The sequence below is a fragment of the Microbacterium sp. UBA1097 genome (assembly GCF_002313585.1).
In the GTDB taxonomy this organism is placed as follows: domain Bacteria; phylum Actinomycetota; class Actinomycetes; order Actinomycetales; family Microbacteriaceae; genus Microbacterium.
Map to the genome: position 1 here is coordinate 97,273 of NZ_DCBW01000019.1, position 22,452 is coordinate 119,724.

Sequence of the window (22,452 nt, forward strand, 5' to 3'; positions counted from 1 at the left end):
CGGCTGGATGCTGGGCGAGCCGCTCGCGCTGGGATTGACCTTGATCGGCGCCGGCATCGTGCTGGCCCTGCTCGGCATCCTCAGCATCCTGATCCTCACCAAGACGCCGCCCAACCGCATCGGCAGGCGCCTGGGCGACCTCTATGCCTGGATGTTCGGCGCGGAGCGCGCGACGCGACCCGCCGAGTCGGCCGACACTGACGAGACAGAGTCTGGCGAACGCACGTCCTTGCCCTGGTGGCGCCGTAACAGCTCGGGACGCGAGCAGGATGCCGACGGCGGTCAGTCGACCGAGGACTTCCTCACCGAACTCCTGCCGCCGGGCCCTCCCGAGGGAGGCTTCGATCAGGCCTTCGCGGCAGTTGCATCGGATGCGCCGGCACCGGATGCCCTCACCGAGGTCATCGATCCCGCCGTCCTCGACGGCGCGAAGAAGGCGGTCAGCGGATCGCACACGGGGCTCCAGGACGACGATGCCGACGACGAGGATGCCGCCCTCCCCGGCGTGATCGGCATTGGCAGCGATGCCCCCCGGTCTGCTCCGACCGCGCCCTACCGACTCCCGTCGGTCAACAACCTCTCGGCGGGGACTCCCGCGAAGTCGCGCTCGGAGGCCAACGACGCGGTCGTCCGGGCGATCACAAGCGTCTTCGAGGAATTCTCGATCAACGCACGGGTGACCGGGTTCTCGCGCGGGCCGACAGTCACGCAGTACGAGATCGAGCTCGGCCCCGGTGTGAAGGTCGAGCGCATCACGGCGCTCACGAACAACATCGCTTACGCCGTCGCCTCCAACGAGGTGCGCATCCTCGCGCCGATCCCCGGCAAGAGCGCGATCGGTGTCGAGATCCCCAACACCGATCGAGAGATCGTCACGCTCGGTGACGTCCTGCGCTCGGCGGCTGCCACTCAGTCCACGCATCCGATGACGATCGGCGTGGGCAAGGACGTCGGTGGCGGCTTCGTTGTGGCGAACCTCGCGAAGATGCCCCACCTACTCGTCGCCGGTTCGACCGGCTCGGGTAAGTCGAGCTTCGTGAACTCGATGATCACGAGCCTGCTGATGCGCGCCAAGCCCTCCGAGGTGCGGATGGTGCTGATCGACCCCAAGCGCGTCGAGTTGACTTCCTATGCTGGCGTGCCGCACCTGATCACCCCCATCATCACGAACCCCAAGAAGGCGGCGGAAGCCCTCCAGTGGGTCGTGAAAGAGATGGACATGCGCTACGACGACCTCGCGTCGTTCGGGTTCCGCCACATCGACGATTTCAACCGTGCGGTCGTCGCTGGCGAGGTGAAGCTGCCGCCCGGCAGTGAACGGGTCCTCAAGCCCTACCCCTACCTCTTGGTCGTGGTTGACGAGCTCGCCGACCTCATGATGGTCGCCCCACGCGATGTCGAAGACTCGATCGTGCGCATCACACAGCTGGCGCGAGCGAGCGGCATCCATCTGGTACTGGCGACACAGCGACCCTCGGTCGACGTCGTGACGGGCCTCATCAAGGCCAACGTCCCCTCGCGTCTCGCTTTCGCGGTGACCAGCGTCACCGACTCCCGCGTCATCCTGGATCAGCCCGGCGCCGACCGTCTGATCGGCCAGGGCGATGCGCTGTTCCTGCCGATGGGGGCCTCGAAGACCCTGCGCGTGCAGGGTGCGTGGGTGAGCGAATCCGAGATCGAGAAAGTCGTCGCGCACGTGACGGGGCAGGCCCGCCCCGAGTATCGATCGGACGTGCAGGCGGCTGCCGAGAAGAAAGAGGTGGATGCCGACATCGGTGACGACCTTGAACTGCTGCTGGCTGCAGCAGAACTCGTCGTCTCGACGCAGTTCGGTTCGACCTCGATGCTCCAGCGCAAGCTCCGCGTCGGCTTCGCGAAGGCGGGGCGGCTCATGGACCTCCTCGAATCACGCGAGATCGTCGGTCCGTCTGAGGGGTCGAAGGCGCGCGATGTGCTGGTGACAGCGGAGCAGCTGCCCGACGTGCTCGCTCGTCTTCGCGGTGAAGATTCGCCGGGTGCGGCATCCGAGGACCCGTACGGTCCGGATGCCGTGGACAGCCAGTTCGCAGGGTACGAGGTCGTCGACGGCGACGACGGCAGCGAAGATGCCTGGGGGCTGACAGGGCGCGACTGACCGGTCTCGTCCCGCGGCAGGCGGGGCCTCTCGCAGTAGGCTCGGCCCATGGCGATTCCGCGGCAGCTTCCCAACGCGATCACGATCGTGCGCATCCTCATGGCGCCGATCTTCCTGTGGATGCTGCTCGCCGACGGGGGATCGGACGGTGCACTCCGATGGTGGGCGGCGGTGATCTTCATCGTCGCCATCGCCACCGACGGGATCGACGGGTATCTCGCCCGCAAGTACGAGATCGTCACCGACCTCGGCAAGCTCCTGGATCCGATCGCCGACAAGGTGCTCACCGGGTTCGCGTTCATCGGTCTCTCGATCCTCGGCGAGTTGCCGTGGTGGATAACGATCGTGGTCCTGATCCGCGAGGTCGGAATCACGATCTATCGGTTCATCGTCGTCAGCGATCATGTGCTCGCTGCAGCCTGGATGGGAAAGCTCAAGACAGTGGCACAGGCCGTTGCGCTCTCACTTGCCCTCCTGCCGCTGTGGAACCTCGTGGGCGAATGGATCTTCTGGGTCAACGGCGTTGCCATGACCATCGCCGTCGTTCTCACGATCGCGAGTGGAATCGACTATGTCGTCACGGAGATCCGGGCAGCTCGGACTCGACGTGGTGAGGTAGCGCCGTCGGCGGAATCATGACGGGCGACGCCTCCGCGAGTGCGTCCGAGGTTCTCGCGACGCTCCGCTCCCGAGGATGGCGGCTGGGTGTTGCCGAGTCGCTGACCGGCGGCGCGCTCGCTTCGGCTCTCGTGTCGGTCCCTGGCGCTTCGGACGTTTTCCGTGGCGGCGTCGTCGCGTACGCCACCGACCTGAAGGCGAGCCTGCTCGGGGTGGAGGCCGCGCTCCTGGGCCGCGAGGGTGCGGTGCACCCTGAGGTTGCGATTCAGATGGCCCGCGGCATCCGGGTTGCTACAAAGCCAGCCGGTGTTCTCACCGAGGTCGGGGTGGCCACGACCGGCGTTGCCGGGCCTGACCCGCAAGATGACGCACCGGTTGGCCGCGTTTATGTCGCTGTGGTGACACCGGAGCGCGAGTCGGTCACCGAGCATCAGCTCGCCGGTGACCGAGCGACGATCCGCGCGGAGGCGGTCCGAGCGGCACTCGAACTGTTGCGGGTTTCGCTCTGAGCGACCGGAGGTCGCTCGCGGGAACACCTGATGTTTCGGATGCGTTACTTTCGGTGATTCCCACCCATTCCCCAGAAGGCGGCATTAGTGTGACCTACATCGGTGTTGTACTGTTGTCCACCCGCGACACCAGCGGAATCGCCACCAACAGAAGCAGTCAGTGAGGAGGGGACCCGAGATGGTACTGGTACGTCAAGAGATCGGCGAAGTCCTTCGTGACTTCCGCCAGCAGAAGGGTCGCACCCTCCGTCAGGTCGCCAGCCGCGCGAGCGTCGCGCTGGGCTACCTGAGCGAGGTGGAGCGTGGTCAGAAGGAAGCATCGAGCGAAATCCTCGCTTCGGTCGCTGAAGCGCTGGATGTTCCTATCTCGACGATCATGCGTGAAGTCGGTGACCGCCTTGCAGTGCTCGAGGGCCTGCAGACATTCCCCGACGTCGTTCCCGACGAGCTTGTCGCGTCAATGGACGCCGAGCTCTCGCTGCGCTGACCAGCGCTGCGCTCTGCATGCGTCGCAGCGAATTCGACCGCGCCGTCACCGACGAGTTCGGTCCTCAATCGGCAGCGCTTCTGGCCGACCTGGTTCTTTCCGGCGTCGGCGGGCGAACCGCCACTGAGGCCATCGCGGCTGGTGTTCCGCCGCGCGATGTCTGGCTCGCCCTGTGCGCCGAGACCGATGTGCCCGCCCAGCGGCGGTACGGCGTCGGTCGGCTCGAACCTCGCCGCTGAAACGACGGCGTGTCGTCGAATATCTGTTCGATGACCGCGTAGTCTCCTGCACAAGTGGAGTCGAGAAGGCGTTCCCTCACGACACGCGGACAGGCCGGCAGCAATGTCGGAACCCCCACGTACCGTGAGCAGCGTCGAACGACACCACACGCCTTGTCGGGCTCATGCTCATTCGAGCAGCGGCGCGACAGCCTACAGGCGGCCGATTCTCCGGAGCCGGACACACCGACGACGGACCGAGTGCTGAAGGAGCACACGCCATGCCCACACCCGCTGACCGCGAGAAGGCGCTCGATTCAGCGCTCGCGCAGATCGACCGGCAATTCGGAAAGGGCTCGGTGATGCGACTGGGCAGCGACGAGCGTGCTCCGGTCGAGATCATCCCCACGGGCTCCATCGCCCTTGACGTGGCCCTCGGCGTCGGCGGCCTGCCACGCGGCCGCATTATCGAGATCTACGGTCCGGAGTCATCGGGAAAGACGACTCTCACGCTCCACGCGATTGCGAACGTCCAGAAGGCAGGCGGCATCGCCGCATTCATCGATGCTGAGCACGCGTTGGACCCCGACTACGCCCAGAAGCTCGGCGTCGACATCGATCAGCTCCTCGTCTCGCAGCCCGACACGGGAGAGCAGGCGCTGGAGATCGCTGACATGCTGATCCGCTCCGGCGCCATCGACCTGGTGGTCATCGACTCGGTGGCAGCGCTGGTGCCCAAGGCCGAGATCGAGGGCGAGATGGGTGACTCCCACGTCGGCCTGCAGGCTCGCCTGATGTCCCAGGCACTTCGCAAGCTCACCGGTGGCCTGAACCAGACCAAGACGACGGCGATTTTCATCAACCAGCTGCGCGAGAAGATCGGTGTGTTCTTCGGATCGCCCGAGACCACGGCCGGTGGTAAGGCGTTGAAGTTCTATGCGTCAGTGCGACTGGACATCCGCCGGATCGAGACGCTGAAGGACGGAACGGATGCTGTCGGTAACCGCACGCGCGTCAAGGTCGTGAAGAACAAGATGGCGCCGCCGTTCAAGCAGGCCGAGTTCGACATCCTGTACGGCACGGGGATCTCTCGCGAGGGGAGCCTCATCGACTTCGGTGTCGAGCACAGCATCGTGAAGAAGTCCGGCGCCTGGTACACCTACGACGGCGAGCAGCTGGGTCAGGGTAAAGAGAACGCTCGCAACTTCCTCATCAAGAACGAAGACATCGCTGCCGACATCGAGACCAAGATCAAAGAGAAGCTCGGTATCGGCGGGGCCAAGCCCGCGGGTGATGTCGAGGACGAGCTCGCCAAGCGGCGCCCGGCCTGATCATGACGCGTGAGACCGGGGGCGAGCGGTCGCTCGCCCCCGTCATCCCGCTTTTCGGTGACGGGGCTTTCTCTCGCGGCTCAGTCTCCCGCGGCTCAGTCTCCCGCGACAACGGCCTCCTCGGCGAAGATCGCGGCGAAGCGTGCGCGGAACTGTCAGCAGGCACATGGCACTCGACGTGGGTCGATGACGACGATATCGGTGAAGATGATGACGACCGGTACCTCGACGATCCCTACGGGGAATCGCGCGCGTCGTCTGCTGTCACTCGTGCTGCGCTCGATCGCCTGATCAAGCGTTTGCGTCGGCGCGGACTGTCGGAGGCTGAGGCCACCGACGAGCTCGTCGCTGATGGCGTTGAGAAGGCTGTCGCAGAGGTTCTCGTGGCTGACCTCGTGGGTAAGCGATGGCTTGGTGATGCCGACCTCGCAGAGCAACTCGTGCATACCGCCGTCACCAGACGTCGCGAAGGCCGGCGGGCGATCGCCCAGGTGCTGGCCAAGCGCCGCATTCCCCGTGACGTCGCCGATGCGGCTCTGGCGACGCTGCCTGACGACGACGCCGAGCGGGCTCTCGAGTTCGCACGCCAGAAGGCTGGCGGCTACCGCGGGGTGGCTGTCGACGTCGCCATCCGGCGCCTCGTGGGTCAGTTGCAGCGACGCGGCTACCCGCCTGGGGTGGCGATGACGGCGGCGCGGCTTGCGCTGGCTGAGCCGCGCGACTGAGGTCGACCCTCGGATCAACGGCTGCCCGGGCATCGGTGGCTGGTAGCCACTGGTACCCAGGTAGCCCGCGCTCGGCCGGTACCCGGGAGCGGCTCGTAGAATGGCAGGCACTATGACCATGCCCTCCGCTTCGCCGACGTTCATCGCGCCGTCCGCCGCAGCCGTGTCATCCACGGGCGCCGCGCGCACGTATGAGGTGCGGACCTTCGGCTGCCAGATGAACGTCCACGACTCCGAACGACTCTCCGGGTCGCTCGAGAGCGCTGGCTACGTGCGTGCCGCGGCCGGCGACGAAGCCGACATCGTCGTCATCAACACGTGCGCGGTCCGCGACAATGCGGCCGGCAAGCTCTACGGCACCCTCGGGCACCTCAAGTCCCGCAAAGACAAGCGTGAGGGAATGCAGATCGCTGTCGGCGGATGCCTCGCGCAGATGGACAAGGAGCGCGTCCTCGAGAAGGCGCCGTGGGTCGACGTCGTCTTCGGCACGCACAACATGGGGTCGTTGCCGACCCTGCTCGAGCGCGCACGGCACAACGAGGAAGCCGAGCTCGAGATCCTCGAGTCGCTGGAGGTCTTCCCCTCGACTCTTCCCACCAAGCGCGACAGCGCGGCCTCGGGGTGGGTGTCGATCTCGGTCGGCTGCAACAACACCTGCACCTTCTGCATCGTTCCGAGCCTTCGCGGCAAAGAGAAAGATCGGCGGCCCGGCGACATCCTGAACGAGATCCGACTGCTCGTCGATGACGGAGCGATCGAAGTCACGCTTCTTGGGCAGAACGTGAACTCCTACGGTGTCGAGTTCGGCGACCGGCAGGCCTTCGGCAAGTTGCTGCGCGCCGCGGGCGAGATCGAGGGCCTCGAACGTATTCGGTTCACCAGCCCTCACCCCGCCGCGTTCACGGATGATGTGATCGATGCGATGGCCGAGACTCCCGCCGTTATGCCGCAGTTGCACATGCCGCTGCAGTCGGGAAGCGACCGGATCCTGCGGGCCATGCGCCGCTCCTACCGCAGCGACAGGTTCCTCGGCATCCTCGATCGTGTGCGCGAGCGCATCCCGCACGCCGCGATCTCGACCGACATCATCGTCGGGTTCCCGGGTGAGACCGACGAGGACTTCGAAGACACGATGCGCGTCGTCGAGCGCGCCAGGTTCGCAGGTGCCTTCACGTTCCAGTACTCGATTCGCGAAGGGACCCCGGCTGCCACCATGGCCGATCAGGTTCCGAAAGCAGTAGTGCAGGAGCGCTACAACCGCCTCATCGAACTCCAAGAGCGCATCAGCCTCGAAGAGAACCAGGCTCAGGTCGGCCGTGAACTCGAGGTGCTCGTCTCGACCGGCGAGGGCAAGAAGGATGTCGAGACCCGGCGGTTGACGGGCCGCGCCCAAGACAACCGGCTTGTGCATTTCGAGGTACCCGAAGGGTCGGACGTGCCCAGGCCCGGCGATGTCGCGACCGTCGAGGTGACCCACGCTGCACCGTTCCATCTGCTTGCCGATGCGCCCGAGGGTGGGCGTCTTCGGATTCGTCGTACGCGCGCTGGCGATGCCTGGGACCGGTCGCTCGCCGAGTCGTGTGCTGTGCCGAGCCCGTCCGCTCCCGGTGAGCGCCGTGCGGTCTCGCTGGGCGTGCCCTCGCTCCGTGTGAGCGCGTGACGCGAACCCTGCCGGTGGCGCGTCGCAGCGAGTGCGGCAGTTCGGTGCAGTTGCTGCGTATTCTTCCGCCGCGGATGCACCGAACAGCAGCACACGCGGGGTTGGAACTGTGCGGACGGGAGCGTTGACGTGACAACAGAGCCGACGCTGTGGGTCATTGTTGGCGCCACCGGAACCGGCAAGAGCGAAACGTCTCTCGCTCTCGCTGAGGAGCTGGGCCGGCGCGGGAGGCATGCAGAGATCATCAACGCTGACGCTATGCAGCTGTACCGCGGAATGGACATCGGAACGGCCAAGCTGCCGGAGCGCGAACGGCGGGGGATTCCGCACCACTTGCTCGACGTGCTCGCCGTCACCGAAGAGGCCGCCGTCGCGACCTATCAGCCCGCGGCTCGCGCCGCTATCGCCGAGGCCCAGGCTCGGGGAGCGGAAGCGATCCTCGTCGGGGGATCAGGGCTCTACGTCTCAAGCGCCATTTACGACTTCCAGTTCCCTCCTCGTGACGCCGGCCGCCGAGCCGCGCTCGAAGCGGAAGCTGCCGAGCAGGGCGTCGGCGTCCTCTTCCAGCGCCTTCGCGCCCTCGACCCCGCCACCGCCGCGAGAATCGATCCTGCCAACGAGCGGCGGGTGATCCGCGCGCTCGAGGTCGTCGAATCGGGAAGTGCCGGCCACGGCGCTGCGCTGCCGGATCGGCCGGTGCTGTGGCATCCGCGAACGCGAATCATTGGGCGACGGATGCCCCGAGAGGACCTCGTCGCTCGCCTCGATGCCCGTGTGGAACGGATGTGGGAAGACGGACTCCTCGGCGAAGTGGAGACACTTCGCGCTGACGGCATCGAGCGTGGCGTTACGGCGCGCCGCGCCATCGGCTACGCCCAGGCGCTGGCGCAGCTTGCGGGAGAGCTCTCGGAGAACGAGGCTATCGCTCAGACCCAGGCCCTCACGCGCCGATACGCACGTCGTCAGGTGTCGTGGTTCCGGCGGTACGTCGGCGTCCACTGGCTCGAACCTGACGATGACGCCGCGCGGATGCTGGATCGGTGAGCGGGTCGCCCCGTCCCGGGAGCCGGGCCGCGCGATCCTAGACTGAAGGCATGTCGACCCCCATCTCGTTCACCAAGGGCCACGGCACCGGCAACGACTTCGTCATCGTGCCCGACGCCGACGGGGAGCTCGACCTCTCCGACGACCAGGTCGCGGCGCTGTGTGACCGCCGGTTCGGGGTCGGCGCCGACGGACTGCTGCGGGTTGTGCGGGCCGCGGCGATCCCCGAGGGTGCTGCGGCTACAGCCGCTGGCGTCGAGTGGTTCATGGACTACCGGAACGCCGACGGGTCTGCTGCGGAGATGTGCGGGAACGGCATCCGTGTCTTCGTGCGCTACCTCACGGCGGTCGGCTGGGCGGATGCCGACGCCGGGCCCGTGCTCGTGGGCACCCGAGCAGGCATCAAGCCCGTGACGGCACACCAGCGCGGCTTCGAAGTGGATCTCGGTGCCTTCCGGATCGACGAGTCCGAGGTGCTGGTTCGCGCACGCCATCTCGATGTCGCCCGGCCCGGAGTCGGGGTGGATGTCGGTAACCCCCACGTCGTGGTAGCGCTCCCCACGGCCGAAGAACTCGCCGGCATCGATCTTTCCCGCGTCCCGCAGCTGGACCCGGCTCCCGCCGCAGGCGCGAACATCGAGTTCGTCGTGCCGAACGATCCGCTCGTGCAGGGCGGCACCGGGGGCCTGAGCATGCGGGTTTTCGAACGCGGCGTCGGTGAGACGCTCTCATGCGGCACGGGGGTCGCTGCGGCTGCGCTTGCGGTCCGCCACTGGGCGGGTGCTGCAGCTCCGGATGCTTGGCAGGTCGGCGTCCCCGGCGGTGAACTCGGGGTTCGCGTGGCGTCAGTGGACGGCGAGTCGCACGTCTTCCTCGCGGGGCCTGCGACCCTGGTCTTTTCCGGCGAGATGGCCCTGGCCTGACCGTGCGGCCAGGCGTCAGACGACGTCGATGGCAGCGGTCGGCGTCGACCCGTGGCGACGCACGCGTAGCACCCGAAAGCCCTTGGCGGTAGCAGAGCGATGCACCGAGTAGCCGCGGTGGAATGTCGTGGCCATCCACCGCTGCAGGGAGTCCGAACCGAGGTTTCGCGAGACGACGAGCCACGCATCCGAGCGCTCATCCAGTCGCGGAATCCACTCCTCGAGTAACCCGTGCAGCTGGTCCTTGCCGACCCGGATCGGGGGGTTGGAGCGGATCGTCCGAAAGACGACATCATCGGGAACATCGCCCGGCAGCACGGCGTTGACATTGGCAAGGCCGAGTTCGCTCGCGTTGGAGCGCACGAGGTCGAGAGCTCGTTCGTTGACGTCAACGGCCCACACCGTGGCGTGCGGAGCATCCATCGCGAGGGTCAGCGCTATGGGACCCCACCCGCACCCGAGGTCCAGCAGATGCCCGCCCGCAGGCGGGGGAGGAGTGTTCTCGAGCAAGACGGTGGTGCCGGTGTCGATGTGATCCGGACTGAACACCCCGCCGGCCGTAGTGACCTCCACCGGATGCCCCGCGATCGAGACACGGATGCGCCGGAGGTTTTCGGGACTGGAAGGCGACGACGAGAAGTAGTGATCGCTCTCCATGGCGACGAGCGTAGCGGAGGACGGGCCGCCTCCGGGAGGCTAGAGTTTACGGATGCCTGATGCCGGGCATCCCACGGAAATGATGATGGACGAGATCCCAGACACCCAGAACGCCCCAGCGGAGCACCCTGTCGACCCTGTTGACCGGGTGCTTGAGCGCGCCCGCGGCCGATCCGACGTGTGGGTGTTCGGGTCGGCTCAGGCTTTGCAGGATGCCGCGACGGCTGGAGGAGCGGACTCCGACGGCGATCAGTGGGATCGCGAAGAACGCGCGGCGCTCCGACGCATCCCGGGCCTGTCGACCGAACTCGAAGACGTCACCGAGGTCGAGTACCGCCAGCTTCGGCTCGAGAACGTCGTTCTTGTCGGCGTCCACCCCCAGGGTGAGCAGGAGAATGCCGAGAACTCCCTTCGGGAGCTCGCCGCGCTCGCCGAGACTGCCGGAGCCGTCGTGCTCGATGGCGTCCTCCAGCGCCGCCCTCACCCGGATCCCGCCACCTACCTCGGACGAGGCAAGGCCGAGGAGCTCCGCGACATCGTCGCCTCGCTTGGCGCCGACACTGTGATCGCCGACACCGAACTCGCGCCGAGCCAGCGGCGCGCACTCGAGGATGTCGTCAAGGTCAAGGTAATCGACCGCACCACGGTCATCCTCGACATCTTCAGCCAGCACGCGAAGAGCCGCGAGGGCAAGGCGCAGGTCGAACTCGCACAGCTTGAGTACCTCCTGCCGCGCCTTCGCGGCTGGGGTGAGTCGATGAGCCGCCAGGCCGGTGGCCAGGTCGGTGCAGGCGGCGCCGGTATGGGTTCTCGCGGTCCCGGTGAGACCAAGATCGAACTCGACCGCCGCCGCATCCGTACTCGGATGGCGCAGCTGCGGCGACAGATCCGTGACTTCGCACCGGCGCGGGATGCCAAGCGTGCTGAGCGTCGGCGCAACACGGTGCCGTCGGTTGCGATCGCCGGGTACACGAACGCCGGCAAGTCGAGCCTTCTCAATCGGCTCACGAACGCCGGAGTACTGGTCGAAAACGCCCTGTTTGCGACGCTGGATGCGACGGTGCGCCGTACCGAGGCGTCCGATGGTCGGGTCTACACCCTCACCGACACCGTCGGTTTCGTGCGCAATCTGCCGCACCAGCTGGTTGAAGCCTTTCGGTCGACTCTCGAGGAGGTCGGCCAATCGGACGTGATCGTGCACGTCGTGGATGCTTCACACCCCGACCCCGCGGCGCAGTTGGCTACCGTTCGTGACGTCATCGGCGATGTCGGAGCGCGTGACCTGCCGGAGATCGTCGTCTTCAACAAGGCCGACCTCGTCGACGAATCGACGCGCATGGTTCTTCGGGGGCTGGAGCCCGCGGCGCTGTTTGCCTCTTCCCGCACGGGGGAGGGCATAACCGAGCTTCGGGCTGCCATCGAGCGGGCTCTTCCGCTTCCGGCGGTCGAAGTCCACGCGATCGTTCCCTATGACCGCGGCGACCTGATCTCCGCCGCACACGAGTCCGGGCACGTCATCGCCATCACCCACGAGGAGTCCGGGACGGCCCTCCACGCATTCGTATCCGAGAAGCTTGCAGCCGAGCTCGCGCCTTTCAGCTCAGCGTCAGCGGTGCGGCGCCTGGGGGAGTGAACCCGAACACCGCGCCGAGGAAGGCAAGCTCCGTTTCGATGGCGTGGATGACGGTCTCGGCGCGCCGGAAGCCGTGAGCCTCTCCCTCGTAGAGGACGTAGGCATGCGGGATGCCGCGCGCAGCTAGCGCTTCTCGAATGGCCTCTGCCTGTGCTGGGGGTACGACTTCGTCCTCCGCTCCCTGAAGCAGGAGCATGGGAACGTCGAAGCCGTCGGGATGCGAGAGCGGAGAGCGCTCCAGATAGAGGTGTTCCGCCTCGGGGAGCGGGCCGATGAGGCCATCGAGGTACCGAGCCTCGAAGTCGTGGGTATCGGCAGCGAGCGCGCGAGCATCGCCGACGCCGTAGCGGGACACCCCGGCGGCGAACACGTTGGTCTGGACGATCGCTGCGAGGACTGTCCAACCGCCCGCGGATCCGCCGTCGATCGCTATGCGGGCAGGATCTGCCAGTCCGGCCTCCGCTAGCGCAAGCGCCGCGTCGCGCACGTCCTCGACGTCAACGACACCCCACTGCCCCCGGAGCCTCTCGCGATATTCGCGCCCGTACCCGGTTGAGCCGCCGTAGTTCACGTCCAGCACACCGATTCCACGGCTGGTGAAGTAGCTGATCTTCGGGGATGCCGCACCGCCGACATGGCCCGTCGGACCACCGTGTACGAGGACGATGTAGGGCGGAAGCTCCCCCTCCGGAGCGGCCGCCTCCGGGTTCGTCGGGGGGAAGGCGAAGGCGTGGACCTCACCCCGGGGGCCTTCGGTGCTTAGCTCGATCGGCCGCGGCGTCCATTCGGCAGGCCAGGCGCTTTCACCGCCGGCGACCGGCTCCCAGCGCGCGCTGTCGATATCGACCAGCCACACGCCGGCGGCGCCGTCCGTCCGGGAGCCGATCACGAGGGCACGCCGGCCCGCGGCATCCTCGACCGACACGTCGGAACTCACCGGTCCGCCGAGATCGTGCATATCGCCGCCGGGAGCGACGGCGACGACCCGATCGGTGCCCTGGGTGCGGACGCAGACAGCGGTGCCGTCTGCCCCCAGGGCATACCAGCGCCCCCCGAGGGACCACAGCGGCCCTCCGGTGTCCTCCGGGGCCGGGGCGATGGGCGTTGCGCCGTGAGAGGCCGACCAGGAGTGCAGGTTCCACCGACCATCGGGGTCGTCGAGGAACACGAGTCTGTCGGTGTCCAGCCACTCGGGTTGCAGGGGCGCTCGGTCTGGGCCACCGGCGACGGTCTGCCACTTCTCGATACGGCCGTTCACGAATCGACCGAGACGGAGCTCGGTGCTATCCCATGGCATGGCTGGATGATTCCAGGCGATCCAGGCGAGGTGGGATCCGTCGGGCGAAACCGCGGGGTGGGCGACGAAGTCACTCCCCGCCACCACGGAGACGATCTGATCCACATCGCTCGCGGCAGAACCGTTGCGCGGAACTCGCACGATGTCGCGAGCGGGAACGCCGGGCCGTGTGTGGTCTTCTCGGATCGCCCACAGCTCTCCGGCGGCGAACCGCAGTCCACCGAATCGCATCCGCGTCCCGGCCGGTGTCAGGGCGCGCGGCTCAGTCCCCGCTTCGAGGATCCAGATCCGCTGATCTGTCTTCTCCACGAAGCACAACGCGCCGTCATCCGTCGCTGCCCACGGGCCGCCGCCGTACTCGTGCACACGAGACCGAGCGTTCCACGGGGCGGGCAGGAGCTCTTCGACAGTCCCATCGGCCAGGCGCCGTCGGACTGTCGTGCGCCCATTCTCGGCTGGAACGCTCTGTCCCCACCAGATCTCCTCGCCGTCTGGGGCCGCGACGAACGCCGCACCTTCGTAGCGCGGGGACGCCGCGGCAACGGATGCTGCGGAGATCGGAGACGGCCAGGTGCCGTAGGGGAGCCGGGGAAGGAAGGAAGCCATGGTCCCCACGCTACGCGCGGTCGCTGGCGCGCTCCTCGACGACGATCTCCTCGGAGCCGTCCGCGTCGGCCACGTCCACCTCGACGACCTCGACCTCGACGATCTCGCGCTGCTGCAGCAACTCGAGGATCCAGGCGACGATGACTGTCACCAGGAACACCAGAAGGACATCGCTGAAGGAAAGTGGGCGGAGCGCAAGAAGCCAGATGACCGCGAGGACGACCAGCGCGATCCGGATCGCGACGCGGTACCGAGCGAGGAAGCGTCCGAAGGCGCCAGTGTTGAGTCCCCGCGCGGCGAGAGCGCCGCGGATAGTCGCGTTGAAGCCGCTTACGCCGCCACGGGTGGCGGTGGCTGAACGGCTCGACCCCATCAGCCAGCCGATGACCGCGATCACGAGACCGAGCAGCGCGATCACAAGCGCGCTCTGCGCCATGGATGCGGTGAGCTGCGCATAGATCACACTGAGGGCCGACGGGGAGAGGTCGAGCTGGCCGGCTACGACGGTACTTGCTGCAGCGCCGATACCGAATCCGGCAGCGAGCATGCCGCCGCCGATGAACAGTCCGACCCCCGTACCGATTACCGCGACGCTGCGGCGCCGCGCGATGACGATGGCCAGGACGAACAGTGCGATGGTCACGATCGAGAGCCACCAGCCGACAGCATCAGCGAGCGCATAGACAGTCCGGAACGCGATGAGCGCCTCGCCGTCGCCGATGATGATGGTCTTGTCGATGCTGGGGATGAGCCCGGCAACGCCGACCCCGCTCTCGGTGAGCCGTTCCTTGACCTGGTCGATGATCGGGCCCAGCGCGATCCCGAGGCCGTCGTTGTCGAGGACGAGGATTCCGCCGCCGTCGGCTGTCGCGACGGTCGTGATCGAGCGGTGGACACCCCGAAGCGCGAAGGCCCAGACATCCGAGAAGGCATCTGACTCCACGATGCGTTCGACCGCGGAGTTGACCAGGTTCTGCACGCCCTGGGCAGCCGGCGCGCGCAGTGCGTTGAGCGCTGTCGATGCCGCGGGAGGCAGTCCCAGGTCCTCAATGCCGTCGAAGACCTGGTCGGTGAGGCCCGCGAAGTCGACCTGCGCATCGATGGCTGCCGTCGCCTCATCGACGATGAGTTCCTGGACGGCGGGATCCTCGGTCAACGGGGCGAACGTAGACACGAAGGCATCCTCGTCGACCAGCTGCACGCGTGCCCACGTGGTGACCACCGACACCGGCACGAGAATCGTCGCGATCACGATGACGAACGCCGACAGGGCGGCGCGCCACCACCCACCGGACGGGGAGGTGCGGACCGTCAGACGCGCGTTTTCAGCCTCGAGGGCGCGGATCCGGGATTCGAGGTCTTCGGGTGTCGGCGAGCTCATGGGCCCCATTTTGGCGGAAGACCACTTTCACCGCCTCACCCGAATATGGCGATCTGTGCGGCTCAGACCGCGCGAAGGACCGCCACGACCTTGCCGAGGACCGTCGCTTCGTCGCCGAGGATGGGTTCGAAGGCTGAATTGCGGGGGAGAAGCCAGGTGTGTCCATCCCGCTGGCGAAATGCCTTGACCGTCGCTTCACCGTCGAGCATCGCGGCGACGATGTCGCCGTTCTCGGCGGTCGCCTGGGAGCGTACGACCACCCAGTCACCGTCACAGATCGCAGCGTCGATCATCGATTCGCCGCTGACCCGCAACATGAAAAGCTCACCTTTGCCGACGAGCTGTCGGGGAAGCGGGAAGATCTCTTCGATCTGCTGATCAGCGGTGATCGGCACGCCAGCGGCAATGCGCCCGACGAGCGGCACCATCGCTGCGTCGCCGACAGACGGCGCGGTGTCTGCGGGGTTTTCAGCGGCCATGCCCGGTAGGTCGATGAGCACCTCCATTGCGCGCGTCTTGCCGGCATCGCGGCGAAGGTATCCGCTCAGTTCCAGCTGGTTGAGCTGATGCGTGACGCTCGAGAGGCTCTTGAGCCCGACGGCATCGCCGATCTCACGCATGCTCGGCGGGTAGCCGTTTCGGGCGATCGAGCGCTGGATCACCTCAAGAATCGCGAGCTGTTTCTCGCTGAGGCTGCGCCGCCGCCGCGTACTAGCGCGTTCCCGTACCGGCTCCTCGTTCATTGCCCCGCTCCTGTCGCTGCTCGCATCTGCCCGCACTCGTCTTCGAATGTCGGAGGTTGGTGATGACCTGTCTTCATCGAAACCGTAACCGCCTCAATACCCTTTCGGGGATACCCGGCCCGCGTGTCGTGTTCGAAACATCCCCGGGAGGAATCCGACTTGACAGCCAGAATACTCGAAGATAACTTCGGAAGAGAGCTTCGCATCCGCCACTCCTGGCCGGGCGGTGGATGCGAATCTCTCCTCGAGATGACGGAGGATGACATGACGACGATTGCTCTCGGCACCGCACCCACGACGATCGCTGCGGCCCGACCCGCCGCGAAACGGCTTCGACTGACTGCTCGTGGTCGAGCCGTCCTCACGGCGCTTGCTGCGCTGCCGGCGGTCATCGTCATCCTCGGCGTCATCTGGGGTGGCGGTGCCGCCCTCGCCTCCCTTGATTCCTCGGCGCCGGCGGGGACGTTCGAGACGGTCACCGTTTCGGCGGGGGACTCCCTGTGGTCCATCGCGCAAGAGATCGCACCGGATGCCGACCCCCGCGACGTCGTGGCCGAGATCTCCCGCCTGAACGGTCTGACGGGAAGCGTTGTGAGCGCGGGGCAGCAGCTCGCTATCCCCCTCGCCTACAGCGAGTGAATCCTGCTGAAGAACCGAGTGCGGCCTCATCAGGCACCGTACGATGGGACGGGTGACGATTCGCCTCGATGATCTTCCGCTCCGCGATGACCTACGGGGTCTCACCCCGTACGGCGCACCGCAGGCGCCACTTCCTGTCGGCCTGAATGTCAACGAGAACACTCACCCGGTGCCGCGGGAGGTAGCCGACGACATCCTGGATGCGATCGGACGCGCCCTCGGCGAGATCAACCGCTACCCGGACCGCGAGTTCCGGGAACTGCGTGAGGGATTCGCCGAGTACCTTCGCCATGGCCTCGTCGCCGACCAGATCTGGGCGGCGAACGGATCGAACGAGGTGCTTCAGCACGTTCTCCAGGCGTTCGGCGGGCCGGGGCGTCGCGCCTTCGGGTTCGCTCCCACCTATTCGATGTACCCCTTGCTGACGCGAGCGACCGGGGCCGAGTGGGTCTCCGGAAGCCGAGGTGCCGACTACACGGTGGATGCCGTATCGGCGGTCGACCAGATCGCTGCCGCCGATCCCGACATCGTGTTCCTGTGCGCCCCCAATAATCCGACAGGGACGCCGATGAGCCTCGAGGTGATCGAGGCCGCCTACGAGGCGACGCGCGGGATCGTGCTCGTCGATGAGGCGTACTTCGAGTTCGCGCCTCGAACGGCGCCATCCGCGCTGTCGTTGCTGCCGGGCCGCGAACGCCTCCTCGTTTCGCGCACCATGAGCAAGGCGTTCGCCTTCGCCGGAGCCCGCGTTGGCTACCTCGCTGCCGATCCCGCCGTGATCGATGCCTTGCGGTTGGTGCGGTTGCCTTACCACCTCAGTTCGCTCACGCAGGCGGCGGCGCTCGCTGCGCTTGCCCACGCCCCGGTGATGCTCCAGATGGTGGATGAGATCGTGATGCAGCGCGATCGCATCTCGGCGACAGTCGAAGCTCTCGGCTACCGCGCCTACGAGTCGTGGACCAACTTCGTGCTGTTCAGCGGGGTAGAAGACCCCGGACGCACGTGGCAACAGCTTTATGATCGCGGCATCCTCGTTCGTGACATCGGCATCCCGCGCAGCCTGCGGGTGTCGGCCGGCACCGCCGAGGAGACCACCGCGTTTCTGGAAGCACTCGCGTCGATAGACTCTCGCGCATGAGCAGCAGCCGCACCGCATCGGTCACGCGAGCCACGAGCGAGTCGCGCGTCGAGTTGAGCCTTGACCTCGATGGCACCGGCGCCAGCACGATCGACACCGGCGTCCCGTTCTACGATCACATGCTCACGGCGTTCGCGAAGCACTCCCTGACCGACCTCACGGTGCGTGCCGAAGGTGACGTGGAGATCGACGCTCACCACACCGTCGAGGATGTCGCGATCGTGCTCGGTGACGCCATCCGTGAAGCCCTCGGCGACAAGTCGGGCATCTCGCGTTACGGCGACGCGCTCGTTCCGCTGGACGATGCCTTGGCCCAAGCTGTCGTGGACATCAGTGGACGTCCTTACCTCGTGCACGACGGCGAGCCCGACGGGTTCGCGCTTCACCTGATCGCCGGTCACTTCACAGGGTCGCTCGTGCGGCACACCTTCGAGGCGATCAGCTACCACGCCGGCCTCACCGTCCACCTCCGGGTTCTGGCTGGCCGTGATCCGCACCACATCGCCGAGGCCGAGTACAAGGCCTTCGCGCGCGCTTTCCGCCAGGCCAAGGCACTCGATCCCCTCGTGCGCGGTATCCCGAGCACGAAGGGTGCGCTGTGACCTCGGCGTCGACAACGACCGCGCGGCCGACGGTCGCCGTTCTGGACTACGGATCCGGCAATGTTCACTCTGCGGTCAAGGCGCTGGCCCTGGCGGGGGCTGACGCCCGCCTGACCGATGACCGCGATCTGATCATGGCTGCGGACGGTCTGGTCGTTCCGGGCGTCGGCGCCTTCCGCTCCGTCGTGGATGCGCTGCGCGAATCCCGTGCGGATCAGCTCATCGAGCGACGCTTGGCGGGCGGACGACCCGTGCTCGGGATCTGCGTCGGTATGCAGGTGATGTTCGAGCACGGTGTCGAGCGCGGAGCCGACAGTCTCGGACTCGGACAGTGGCCCGGCGCTGTCACCGAGCTCGATGCGCCGGTACTCCCGCACATGGGGTGGAATACCGTGGCGGCGGGCGCCGGGTCGACGCTGTTTCGGGGCATCGAATCGGAGCGGTTCTACTTCGTCCACTCGTATGCCGCCCAGCACTGGACTCTCGAAGCCCAGGACCCCTTCCCCAGCGCGGTAGTGACGTGGGCAACCCATGGGGTTCCGTTCGTGGCGGCCGTCGAGAACGGGCCGCTGGCGGCAACGCAGTTCCACCCCGAGAAGTCGGGGGAGGCTGGCATCCGTCTCCTCGCGAATTGGATCACGAGCCTTCCCGCGGCTACCCTCTGAACTCGTGCCTGCCCCCGATTCTCATCGGCGTGCCGCGGGCTCCGTGAACCCGCCCGAGGAACCATGAACGACTTCGCGTCAACGCCCGAACTGATTCTGCTGCCCGCCGTCGATGTCGCAGACGGCAAGGCGGTGCGCCTGACCCAGGGCGCCGCCGGCTCGGAGACGAGCTACGGTGATCCGGTCGAGGCCGCCGTCGATTGGGCTCGCCAGGGTGCGCAGTGGATTCACCTCGTCGACCTGGATGCCGCTTTCGGCCGCGGCAGCAACGCGGGAATCATCCGTAAGGTGATCAAGCAGGTCAAGGGCGTTCACGTCGAGGTTTCGGGAGGCATCCGGGACGACCGGAGCCTCGAGCTTGCGACCGAGTACGGTGCCGAACGCGTCAACCTCGGCACCGCAGCACTGGAGAACCCGGAGTGGGCTGCCGACGTGATCGGCCGGTACGGCGAACTTGTCGCGGTGGGGCTCGACGTGCGCGGCACGACCCTCGCAGCTCGCGGCTGGACGCAGGAGGGCGGGGACCTGTGGGCGGTGCTCGACCGCCTCGAGGATGCCGGGTGCAGTCGCTACGTCGTCACCGACGTGACCAAAGACGGGACGCTCCGCGGACCCAACCTCGATCTGCTTCGCGAGGTCACGACCCGCACCCCGAAGCCGGTCATCGCCTCGGGCGGTGTGGCAACGCTTGATGACATCGCGGCGCTGCGCGAGCTCGTCCCCCTCGGTGTCGAGGGTGCGATCGTCGGGAAGGCGTTGTATTCGGGCGCCTTCACCCTGGCCGAGGCACTGGATGTCGCCGGAGGCTGAAGACCCGCAGCGGCATCCGCACGCGCACACCCACGGATCGGATCACACCGCCGACTCCGCCGGTTTCCCCTGGGCCGGGCGCAGCTTCGAGGCAAACCCGTTCGCCGGTGATGATGGGTCGGCTGACCCCGCGCTGATCGGCGCGATCGAGCGGTTCCGGGCGGGTGATGCTGCTGTCGTCGAGGTGACAGACGCCTACCGATCCGCGCGCCTTCTCATTCCCCTCGTCGCTGAGAAGGGCGACGAGGGTGTCGGCGCTCACGGGCTGACGGTCGACAAGACGCAGGAGCTGTCGATCGTCACTGTCGCCGCGCCCGACGGCAGGCGCGTGCTCCCGGTGTTCTCGTCGGTCGCGGCAATGGGCGCGTGGGACCCCGCCGCGCGGCCTGTCCCCGCCGATGGCGTGCGGACCGCGGCAGCCGCTGTCGATGACGGCACCGACCTCATCGTTCTCGACCCGGGATCCGAGACCGAGTTCGTCATCCGTCGGCCCGCGGTCTGGGCGATCGCGCAAGGTCAGGCCTGGGAGCCCGCGCACACCTCACCAGAGGTCTTCGCCGGATTCCAGGAGAGCATCGGTGCGGAACTTGCCGTCCTCGATCTCTCGCTGGCGTCAGCCGACCCGCAGGCGCGGGGGAGAGGCCCCGAGGTCCAGGTTCAGCTCGACATCATGCCGGGCCTTGACCGCGAAGAACTGGATGCCGTGCTGCAGCGGCTCGCGAAACGCTGGGCAGCTGACGACCGCATCGCGGTTCTCGTGGACTCCCTCGCCGTGAAGATCCGGCGCTCATCGGTCTGAGCTGGTGCGGACTGGCGGGGCCTGACGAGACTCACTCAGGTGACCGGACCTGTCCATTTCTCGCCGGGTCCCTTGCCGATCGGGTCGGGGATCACTGACGCTTCGCGGAACGCGAGCTGGAGTGAGCGCAGGCCATCGCGCAGCGAGCGAGCGTGCATGTCGCTGATCTCCGGGGCGCCGGCGGTGATCAAGCCCGCGAGTGCATTGATGAGCTTGCGGGCCTCGTCGAGGTCCTTCTGCCTATCGGGGTCGTCGGCAAGCCCGACCTTCACGGCTGCGGCGCTCATGAGGTGCACGGCAGTGGTCGTGATGACCTCGACAGCCGGGACATCAGCGATGTCTCGGGACGCGGCGGCGGCAGCCTCGGCATCCTCCTCCCAGCGCTGCTCGCGCTCGCGGTCTCGGCGGTCGACCGACTCGCCGTCGGATGCTGCGGGGCCGGAGAAACCGGAAATCGTCGACACGTGATGCCTTCTGCTAGACTCGTGCGGGCTCCGGAGCACTATGCCCCGGACACGAAAGAGGATCACATCCCACCCGCGCTTGCCGCTCAAGGCTACCGGGTCCACGAACTCCGCTTCGCCTCGCAATCCGATTGCCAGGCGAGGTAGCGCTCGAGAAACCATCGGGCGTCAGGGTGAATGAAGCCGATGCAGTGCGTCGAGCGGGTGGAGTGTTCTGATCTCACCCGCGGCGCATCCCGTGTCGCGGTGGCTTACACCCGCACGAAGAGGAGTTCCGCATCAGCGATCCCCGCATCAACGAGCGCATTCGCGTGCCCGAGGTCCGTTTGGTCGGTCCCGGCGGCGAACAGGTCGGTGTCGTTCGCATCGAAGTCGCGCAGCGTCTGGCCCAGGAGGCCGATCTCGACCTGGTCGAGGTCGCCCCGAACTCGAAGCCGCCCGTGGTCAAGATCATGGACTACGGCAAGTTCAAGTACGAGGCTGCGCAGAAGGCGAAGGAAGCGCGACGCAACCAGGCCAACACGGTCCTGAAGGAAGTCCGGTTCCGCCTGAAGATCGAGCCGCACGACTACGAAACCAAGCGCAAGCACGCGGAGTCGTTCCTGAAAGCCGGCGACAAGGTCAAGGCGATGATCCTGTTCCGTGGTCGCGAGCAGTCGCGCCCCGAGCAGGGTGTGCGCCTGCTTCGCAAGTTCGCCGAGGACGTCGCCGAGTTCGGCACCGTCGAATCGAACCCCACGATCGACGGCCGCAACATGACGATGGTGATCGCACCGCACAAGAACAAGTCCGAGGCGAAGGCCGAGCAGAACGCCCAGCGCGCTGCCACCAAGGAGGCTGCACGTCAGTCCGCCCGCGGTGAAGCCCCCGAGCCCACGGCCGCTCCCGCCGAGTAGGCCCCCAGACTCCCGCCCGGCGGGAACCACAACGAAGGAAAACAAGATGCCGAAGCAGAAGACCCACTCGGGTGCCAAGAAGCGCTTCAAGGTCACCGGAACCGGGAAGATCAAGAAGCAGCAGGCGAACCTCCGCCACAACTTCGAGGGCAAGCCCACCAAGCGCACGCGCCGTCTGTCGGCAGACAAGATGCTCGCCCCCGGTGACGCGAAGGTCGCCAAGAAGCTCCTCGGCATCTGAGCGCCCCGGTACGAACAGGAACGAAACGAAATGGCTAGAGTCAAGCGGGCTGTCAACGCCCACAAGAAGCGTCGCGTCATCCTTGAGCGCGCGTCCGGCTACCGCGGGCAGCGCTCGCGTCTGTACCGCAAGGCGAAGGAGCAGGTCACCCACTCGCTCGTTTACGCCTACCGCGACCGCCGCAAGCGTAAGGGCGACTTCCGTCGCCTGTGGATCCAGCGCATCAACGCCG

The 22,452-nt window shown here is 66.9% G+C and carries 25 protein-coding genes; 20 read left to right on the forward strand and 5 right to left on the reverse strand.

The annotated features are described in order from the left end of the window. From B4F19_RS05895 to dapF, 10 genes are all read left to right on the forward strand, one after another. On the forward strand, positions 1-2,134 hold a 2,134-nt coding region (locus tag B4F19_RS05895; protein WP_292733342.1), incomplete at its 5' end, for a DNA translocase FtsK. A 48-nt stretch (positions 2,135-2,182) separates the two neighbouring features. Then, positions 2,183-2,773, forward strand: coding sequence for a CDP-diacylglycerol--glycerol-3-phosphate 3-phosphatidyltransferase (gene pgsA / locus B4F19_RS05900; RefSeq protein WP_228177749.1), 591 nt, complete (start codon positions 2,183-2,185; stop codon positions 2,771-2,773). After that, positions 2,770-3,261, forward strand: a complete 492-nt coding sequence (locus B4F19_RS05905) for a CinA family protein (protein WP_228177750.1) — start codon at positions 2,770-2,772, stop codon at positions 3,259-3,261. Before pgsA ends, B4F19_RS05905 begins: the two co-directional genes overlap by 4 nt. 178 nt (positions 3,262-3,439) lie before the next feature. Beyond that, complete coding sequence (locus B4F19_RS05910) at positions 3,440-3,748, forward strand: helix-turn-helix domain-containing protein (RefSeq protein WP_195693428.1); 309 nt, start codon at positions 3,440-3,442, stop codon at positions 3,746-3,748. A 17-nt stretch (positions 3,749-3,765) separates the two neighbouring features. After that, positions 3,766-3,987 carry a DUF3046 domain-containing protein gene (locus B4F19_RS05915; protein ID WP_228177751.1) on the forward strand — a complete coding sequence of 74 codons (222 nt, stop codon included), beginning with the start codon at positions 3,766-3,768 and terminating at the stop codon, positions 3,985-3,987. Between the two features lie 260 nt (positions 3,988-4,247). Next, positions 4,248-5,297: a recombinase RecA gene (recA, locus tag B4F19_RS05920; protein WP_228177752.1), complete on the forward strand. Its 1,050-nt coding sequence runs from the start codon at positions 4,248-4,250 to the stop codon at positions 5,295-5,297. Positions 5,298-5,299: 2 nt separating this feature from the next. Further along, positions 5,300-6,022: a regulatory protein RecX gene (locus B4F19_RS05925; RefSeq protein ID WP_228177753.1), complete on the forward strand. Its 723-nt coding sequence runs from the start codon at positions 5,300-5,302 to the stop codon at positions 6,020-6,022. A gap of 112 nt (positions 6,023-6,134) precedes the next feature. Then, positions 6,135-7,682 carry a tRNA (N6-isopentenyl adenosine(37)-C2)-methylthiotransferase MiaB gene (miaB, locus tag B4F19_RS05930; protein ID WP_292728589.1) on the forward strand — a complete coding sequence of 516 codons (1,548 nt, stop codon included), beginning with the start codon at positions 6,135-6,137 and terminating at the stop codon, positions 7,680-7,682. A gap of 129 nt (positions 7,683-7,811) precedes the next feature. After that, positions 7,812-8,726: a tRNA (adenosine(37)-N6)-dimethylallyltransferase MiaA gene (gene miaA / locus B4F19_RS05935; protein WP_292728592.1), complete on the forward strand. Its 915-nt coding sequence runs from the start codon at positions 7,812-7,814 to the stop codon at positions 8,724-8,726. Positions 8,727-8,776: 50 nt separating this feature from the next. Next, the gene (gene dapF / locus B4F19_RS05940; RefSeq protein ID WP_292728595.1) at positions 8,777-9,649 is read left to right on the forward strand and encodes a diaminopimelate epimerase; all 873 of its coding nucleotides are present in this window, start codon (positions 8,777-8,779) and stop codon (positions 9,647-9,649) included. Positions 9,650-9,664: 15 nt separating this feature from the next. Here dapF and B4F19_RS05945 read toward each other — a convergent pair whose 3' ends face one another. Continuing rightward, positions 9,665-10,306, reverse strand: coding sequence for a class I SAM-dependent methyltransferase (locus B4F19_RS05945; RefSeq protein ID WP_228177757.1), 642 nt, complete (start codon positions 10,304-10,306; stop codon positions 9,665-9,667). Positions 10,307-10,391: 85 nt separating this feature from the next. Here B4F19_RS05945 and hflX point away from each other — a divergent pair, with 85 nt between their 5' ends. Further along, positions 10,392-11,939: a GTPase HflX gene (gene hflX, locus B4F19_RS05950; RefSeq protein WP_292733400.1), complete on the forward strand. Its 1,548-nt coding sequence runs from the start codon at positions 10,392-10,394 to the stop codon at positions 11,937-11,939. Here the strand turns inward: hflX and B4F19_RS05955 are convergent. The 3 genes from B4F19_RS05955 to lexA form a co-directional block, all read right to left on the reverse strand. Next, a complete protein-coding gene (locus B4F19_RS05955) occupies positions 11,902-13,842 on the reverse strand; it encodes a S9 family peptidase (RefSeq protein ID WP_292733345.1) in 1,941 nt (646 codons plus the stop codon). The genes hflX and B4F19_RS05955 overlap by 38 nt on opposite strands. A 10-nt stretch (positions 13,843-13,852) precedes the next feature. Beyond that, a complete protein-coding gene (locus B4F19_RS05960; RefSeq protein WP_292733348.1) occupies positions 13,853-15,223 on the reverse strand; it encodes a hypothetical protein in 1,371 nt (456 codons plus the stop codon). Between the two features lie 62 nt (positions 15,224-15,285). Continuing rightward, a complete protein-coding gene (gene lexA / locus B4F19_RS05965) occupies positions 15,286-15,966 on the reverse strand; it encodes a transcriptional repressor LexA (RefSeq protein ID WP_228177760.1) in 681 nt (226 codons plus the stop codon). A gap of 264 nt (positions 15,967-16,230) precedes the next feature. On the opposite strand from lexA, the gene B4F19_RS05970 reads away from it, so the two are divergent. The 6 genes from B4F19_RS05970 (at position 16,231) to B4F19_RS05995 (ending at position 20,619) form a co-directional block, all read left to right on the forward strand. Further along, a complete protein-coding gene (locus B4F19_RS05970) occupies positions 16,231-16,605 on the forward strand; it encodes a LysM peptidoglycan-binding domain-containing protein (RefSeq protein ID WP_228177761.1) in 375 nt (124 codons plus the stop codon). A 43-nt stretch (positions 16,606-16,648) separates the two neighbouring features. Beyond that, positions 16,649-17,743, forward strand: coding sequence for a histidinol-phosphate transaminase (locus tag B4F19_RS05975; RefSeq protein WP_292733351.1), 1,095 nt, complete (start codon positions 16,649-16,651; stop codon positions 17,741-17,743). Then, the gene (gene hisB, locus B4F19_RS05980; protein WP_228177763.1) at positions 17,740-18,345 is read left to right on the forward strand and encodes an imidazoleglycerol-phosphate dehydratase HisB; all 606 of its coding nucleotides are present in this window, start codon (positions 17,740-17,742) and stop codon (positions 18,343-18,345) included. Before B4F19_RS05975 ends, hisB begins: the two co-directional genes overlap by 4 nt. Further along, positions 18,342-19,010 (forward strand): imidazole glycerol phosphate synthase subunit HisH, encoded by a 669-nt coding sequence (gene hisH, locus B4F19_RS05985; protein WP_292729804.1) that lies wholly within the window; start codon positions 18,342-18,344, stop codon positions 19,008-19,010. Before hisB ends, hisH begins: the two co-directional genes overlap by 4 nt. Positions 19,011-19,073: 63 nt before the next feature. Next, positions 19,074-19,820 (forward strand): bifunctional 1-(5-phosphoribosyl)-5-((5-phosphoribosylamino)methylideneamino)imidazole-4-carboxamide isomerase/phosphoribosylanthranilate isomerase PriA, encoded by a 747-nt coding sequence (priA, locus tag B4F19_RS05990; protein WP_292733354.1) that lies wholly within the window; start codon positions 19,074-19,076, stop codon positions 19,818-19,820. Next, on the forward strand, positions 19,804-20,619 hold the full coding sequence (locus tag B4F19_RS05995; protein ID WP_228177766.1) for an SseB family protein: 816 nt from the start codon (positions 19,804-19,806) through the stop codon (positions 20,617-20,619). Before priA ends, B4F19_RS05995 begins: the two co-directional genes overlap by 17 nt. Positions 20,620-20,654: 35 nt before the next feature. Here B4F19_RS05995 and B4F19_RS06000 read toward each other — a convergent pair whose 3' ends face one another. After that, the gene (locus B4F19_RS06000) at positions 20,655-21,074 is read right to left on the reverse strand and encodes a DUF1844 domain-containing protein (protein ID WP_228177829.1); all 420 of its coding nucleotides are present in this window, start codon (positions 21,072-21,074) and stop codon (positions 20,655-20,657) included. A 320-nt stretch (positions 21,075-21,394) separates the two neighbouring features. Here B4F19_RS06000 and infC point away from each other — a divergent pair, with 320 nt between their 5' ends. From infC to rplT, 3 genes are all read left to right on the forward strand, one after another. Continuing rightward, positions 21,395-21,979 carry a translation initiation factor IF-3 gene (infC, locus tag B4F19_RS06005; protein ID WP_292733357.1) on the forward strand — a complete coding sequence of 195 codons (585 nt, stop codon included), beginning with the start codon at positions 21,395-21,397 and terminating at the stop codon, positions 21,977-21,979. Between the two features lie 46 nt (positions 21,980-22,025). After that, on the forward strand, positions 22,026-22,220 hold the full coding sequence (rpmI, locus tag B4F19_RS06010) for a 50S ribosomal protein L35 (protein ID WP_228177767.1): 195 nt from the start codon (positions 22,026-22,028) through the stop codon (positions 22,218-22,220). Positions 22,221-22,250: 30 nt separating this feature from the next. Further along, positions 22,251-22,452 (forward strand): 50S ribosomal protein L20 (rplT, locus tag B4F19_RS06015; protein ID WP_292733360.1); only part of this gene is annotated, 202 nt, incomplete at its 3' end.

What these genes read in the sequence shown, in the direction of transcription:
- pgsA (WP_228177749.1), top strand. Translation starts at nt 2,183, where the DNA reads ATGGCGATTCCGCGGCAGCTTCCCAACGCGATCACGATCGTGCGCATC.
- B4F19_RS05905 (WP_228177750.1), top strand. Translation starts at nt 2,770, where the DNA reads ATGACGGGCGACGCCTCCGCGAGTGCGTCCGAGGTTCTCGCGACGCTC.
- B4F19_RS05910 (WP_195693428.1), top strand. Translation starts at nt 3,440, where the DNA reads ATGGTACTGGTACGTCAAGAGATCGGCGAAGTCCTTCGTGACTTCCGC.
- B4F19_RS05915 (WP_228177751.1), top strand. Translation starts at nt 3,766, where the DNA reads ATGCGTCGCAGCGAATTCGACCGCGCCGTCACCGACGAGTTCGGTCCT.
- recA (WP_228177752.1), top strand. Translation starts at nt 4,248, where the DNA reads ATGCCCACACCCGCTGACCGCGAGAAGGCGCTCGATTCAGCGCTCGCG.
- B4F19_RS05925 (WP_228177753.1), top strand. Translation starts at nt 5,300, where the DNA reads ATGACGCGTGAGACCGGGGGCGAGCGGTCGCTCGCCCCCGTCATCCCG.
- miaB (WP_292728589.1), top strand. Translation starts at nt 6,135, where the DNA reads ATGACCATGCCCTCCGCTTCGCCGACGTTCATCGCGCCGTCCGCCGCA.
- dapF (WP_292728595.1), top strand. Translation starts at nt 8,777, where the DNA reads ATGTCGACCCCCATCTCGTTCACCAAGGGCCACGGCACCGGCAACGAC.
- B4F19_RS05945 (WP_228177757.1), bottom strand. Translation starts at nt 10,306, where the DNA reads ATGGAGAGCGATCACTACTTCTCGTCGTCGCCTTCCAGTCCCGAAAAC.
- hflX (WP_292733400.1), top strand. Translation starts at nt 10,392, where the DNA reads ATGGACGAGATCCCAGACACCCAGAACGCCCCAGCGGAGCACCCTGTC.
- B4F19_RS05955 (WP_292733345.1), bottom strand. Translation starts at nt 13,842, where the DNA reads ATGGCTTCCTTCCTTCCCCGGCTCCCCTACGGCACCTGGCCGTCTCCG.
- B4F19_RS05960 (WP_292733348.1), bottom strand. Translation starts at nt 15,223, where the DNA reads ATGAGCTCGCCGACACCCGAAGACCTCGAATCCCGGATCCGCGCCCTC.
- lexA (WP_228177760.1), bottom strand. Translation starts at nt 15,966, where the DNA reads ATGAACGAGGAGCCGGTACGGGAACGCGCTAGTACGCGGCGGCGGCGC.
- B4F19_RS05970 (WP_228177761.1), top strand. Translation starts at nt 16,231, where the DNA reads ATGACGACGATTGCTCTCGGCACCGCACCCACGACGATCGCTGCGGCC.
- B4F19_RS05975 (WP_292733351.1), top strand. Translation starts at nt 16,649, where the DNA reads ATGGGACGGGTGACGATTCGCCTCGATGATCTTCCGCTCCGCGATGAC.
- hisB (WP_228177763.1), top strand. Translation starts at nt 17,740, where the DNA reads ATGAGCAGCAGCCGCACCGCATCGGTCACGCGAGCCACGAGCGAGTCG.
- priA (WP_292733354.1), top strand. Translation starts at nt 19,074, where the DNA reads ATGAACGACTTCGCGTCAACGCCCGAACTGATTCTGCTGCCCGCCGTC.
- B4F19_RS05995 (WP_228177766.1), top strand. Translation starts at nt 19,804, where the DNA reads ATGTCGCCGGAGGCTGAAGACCCGCAGCGGCATCCGCACGCGCACACC.
- rpmI (WP_228177767.1), top strand. Translation starts at nt 22,026, where the DNA reads ATGCCGAAGCAGAAGACCCACTCGGGTGCCAAGAAGCGCTTCAAGGTC.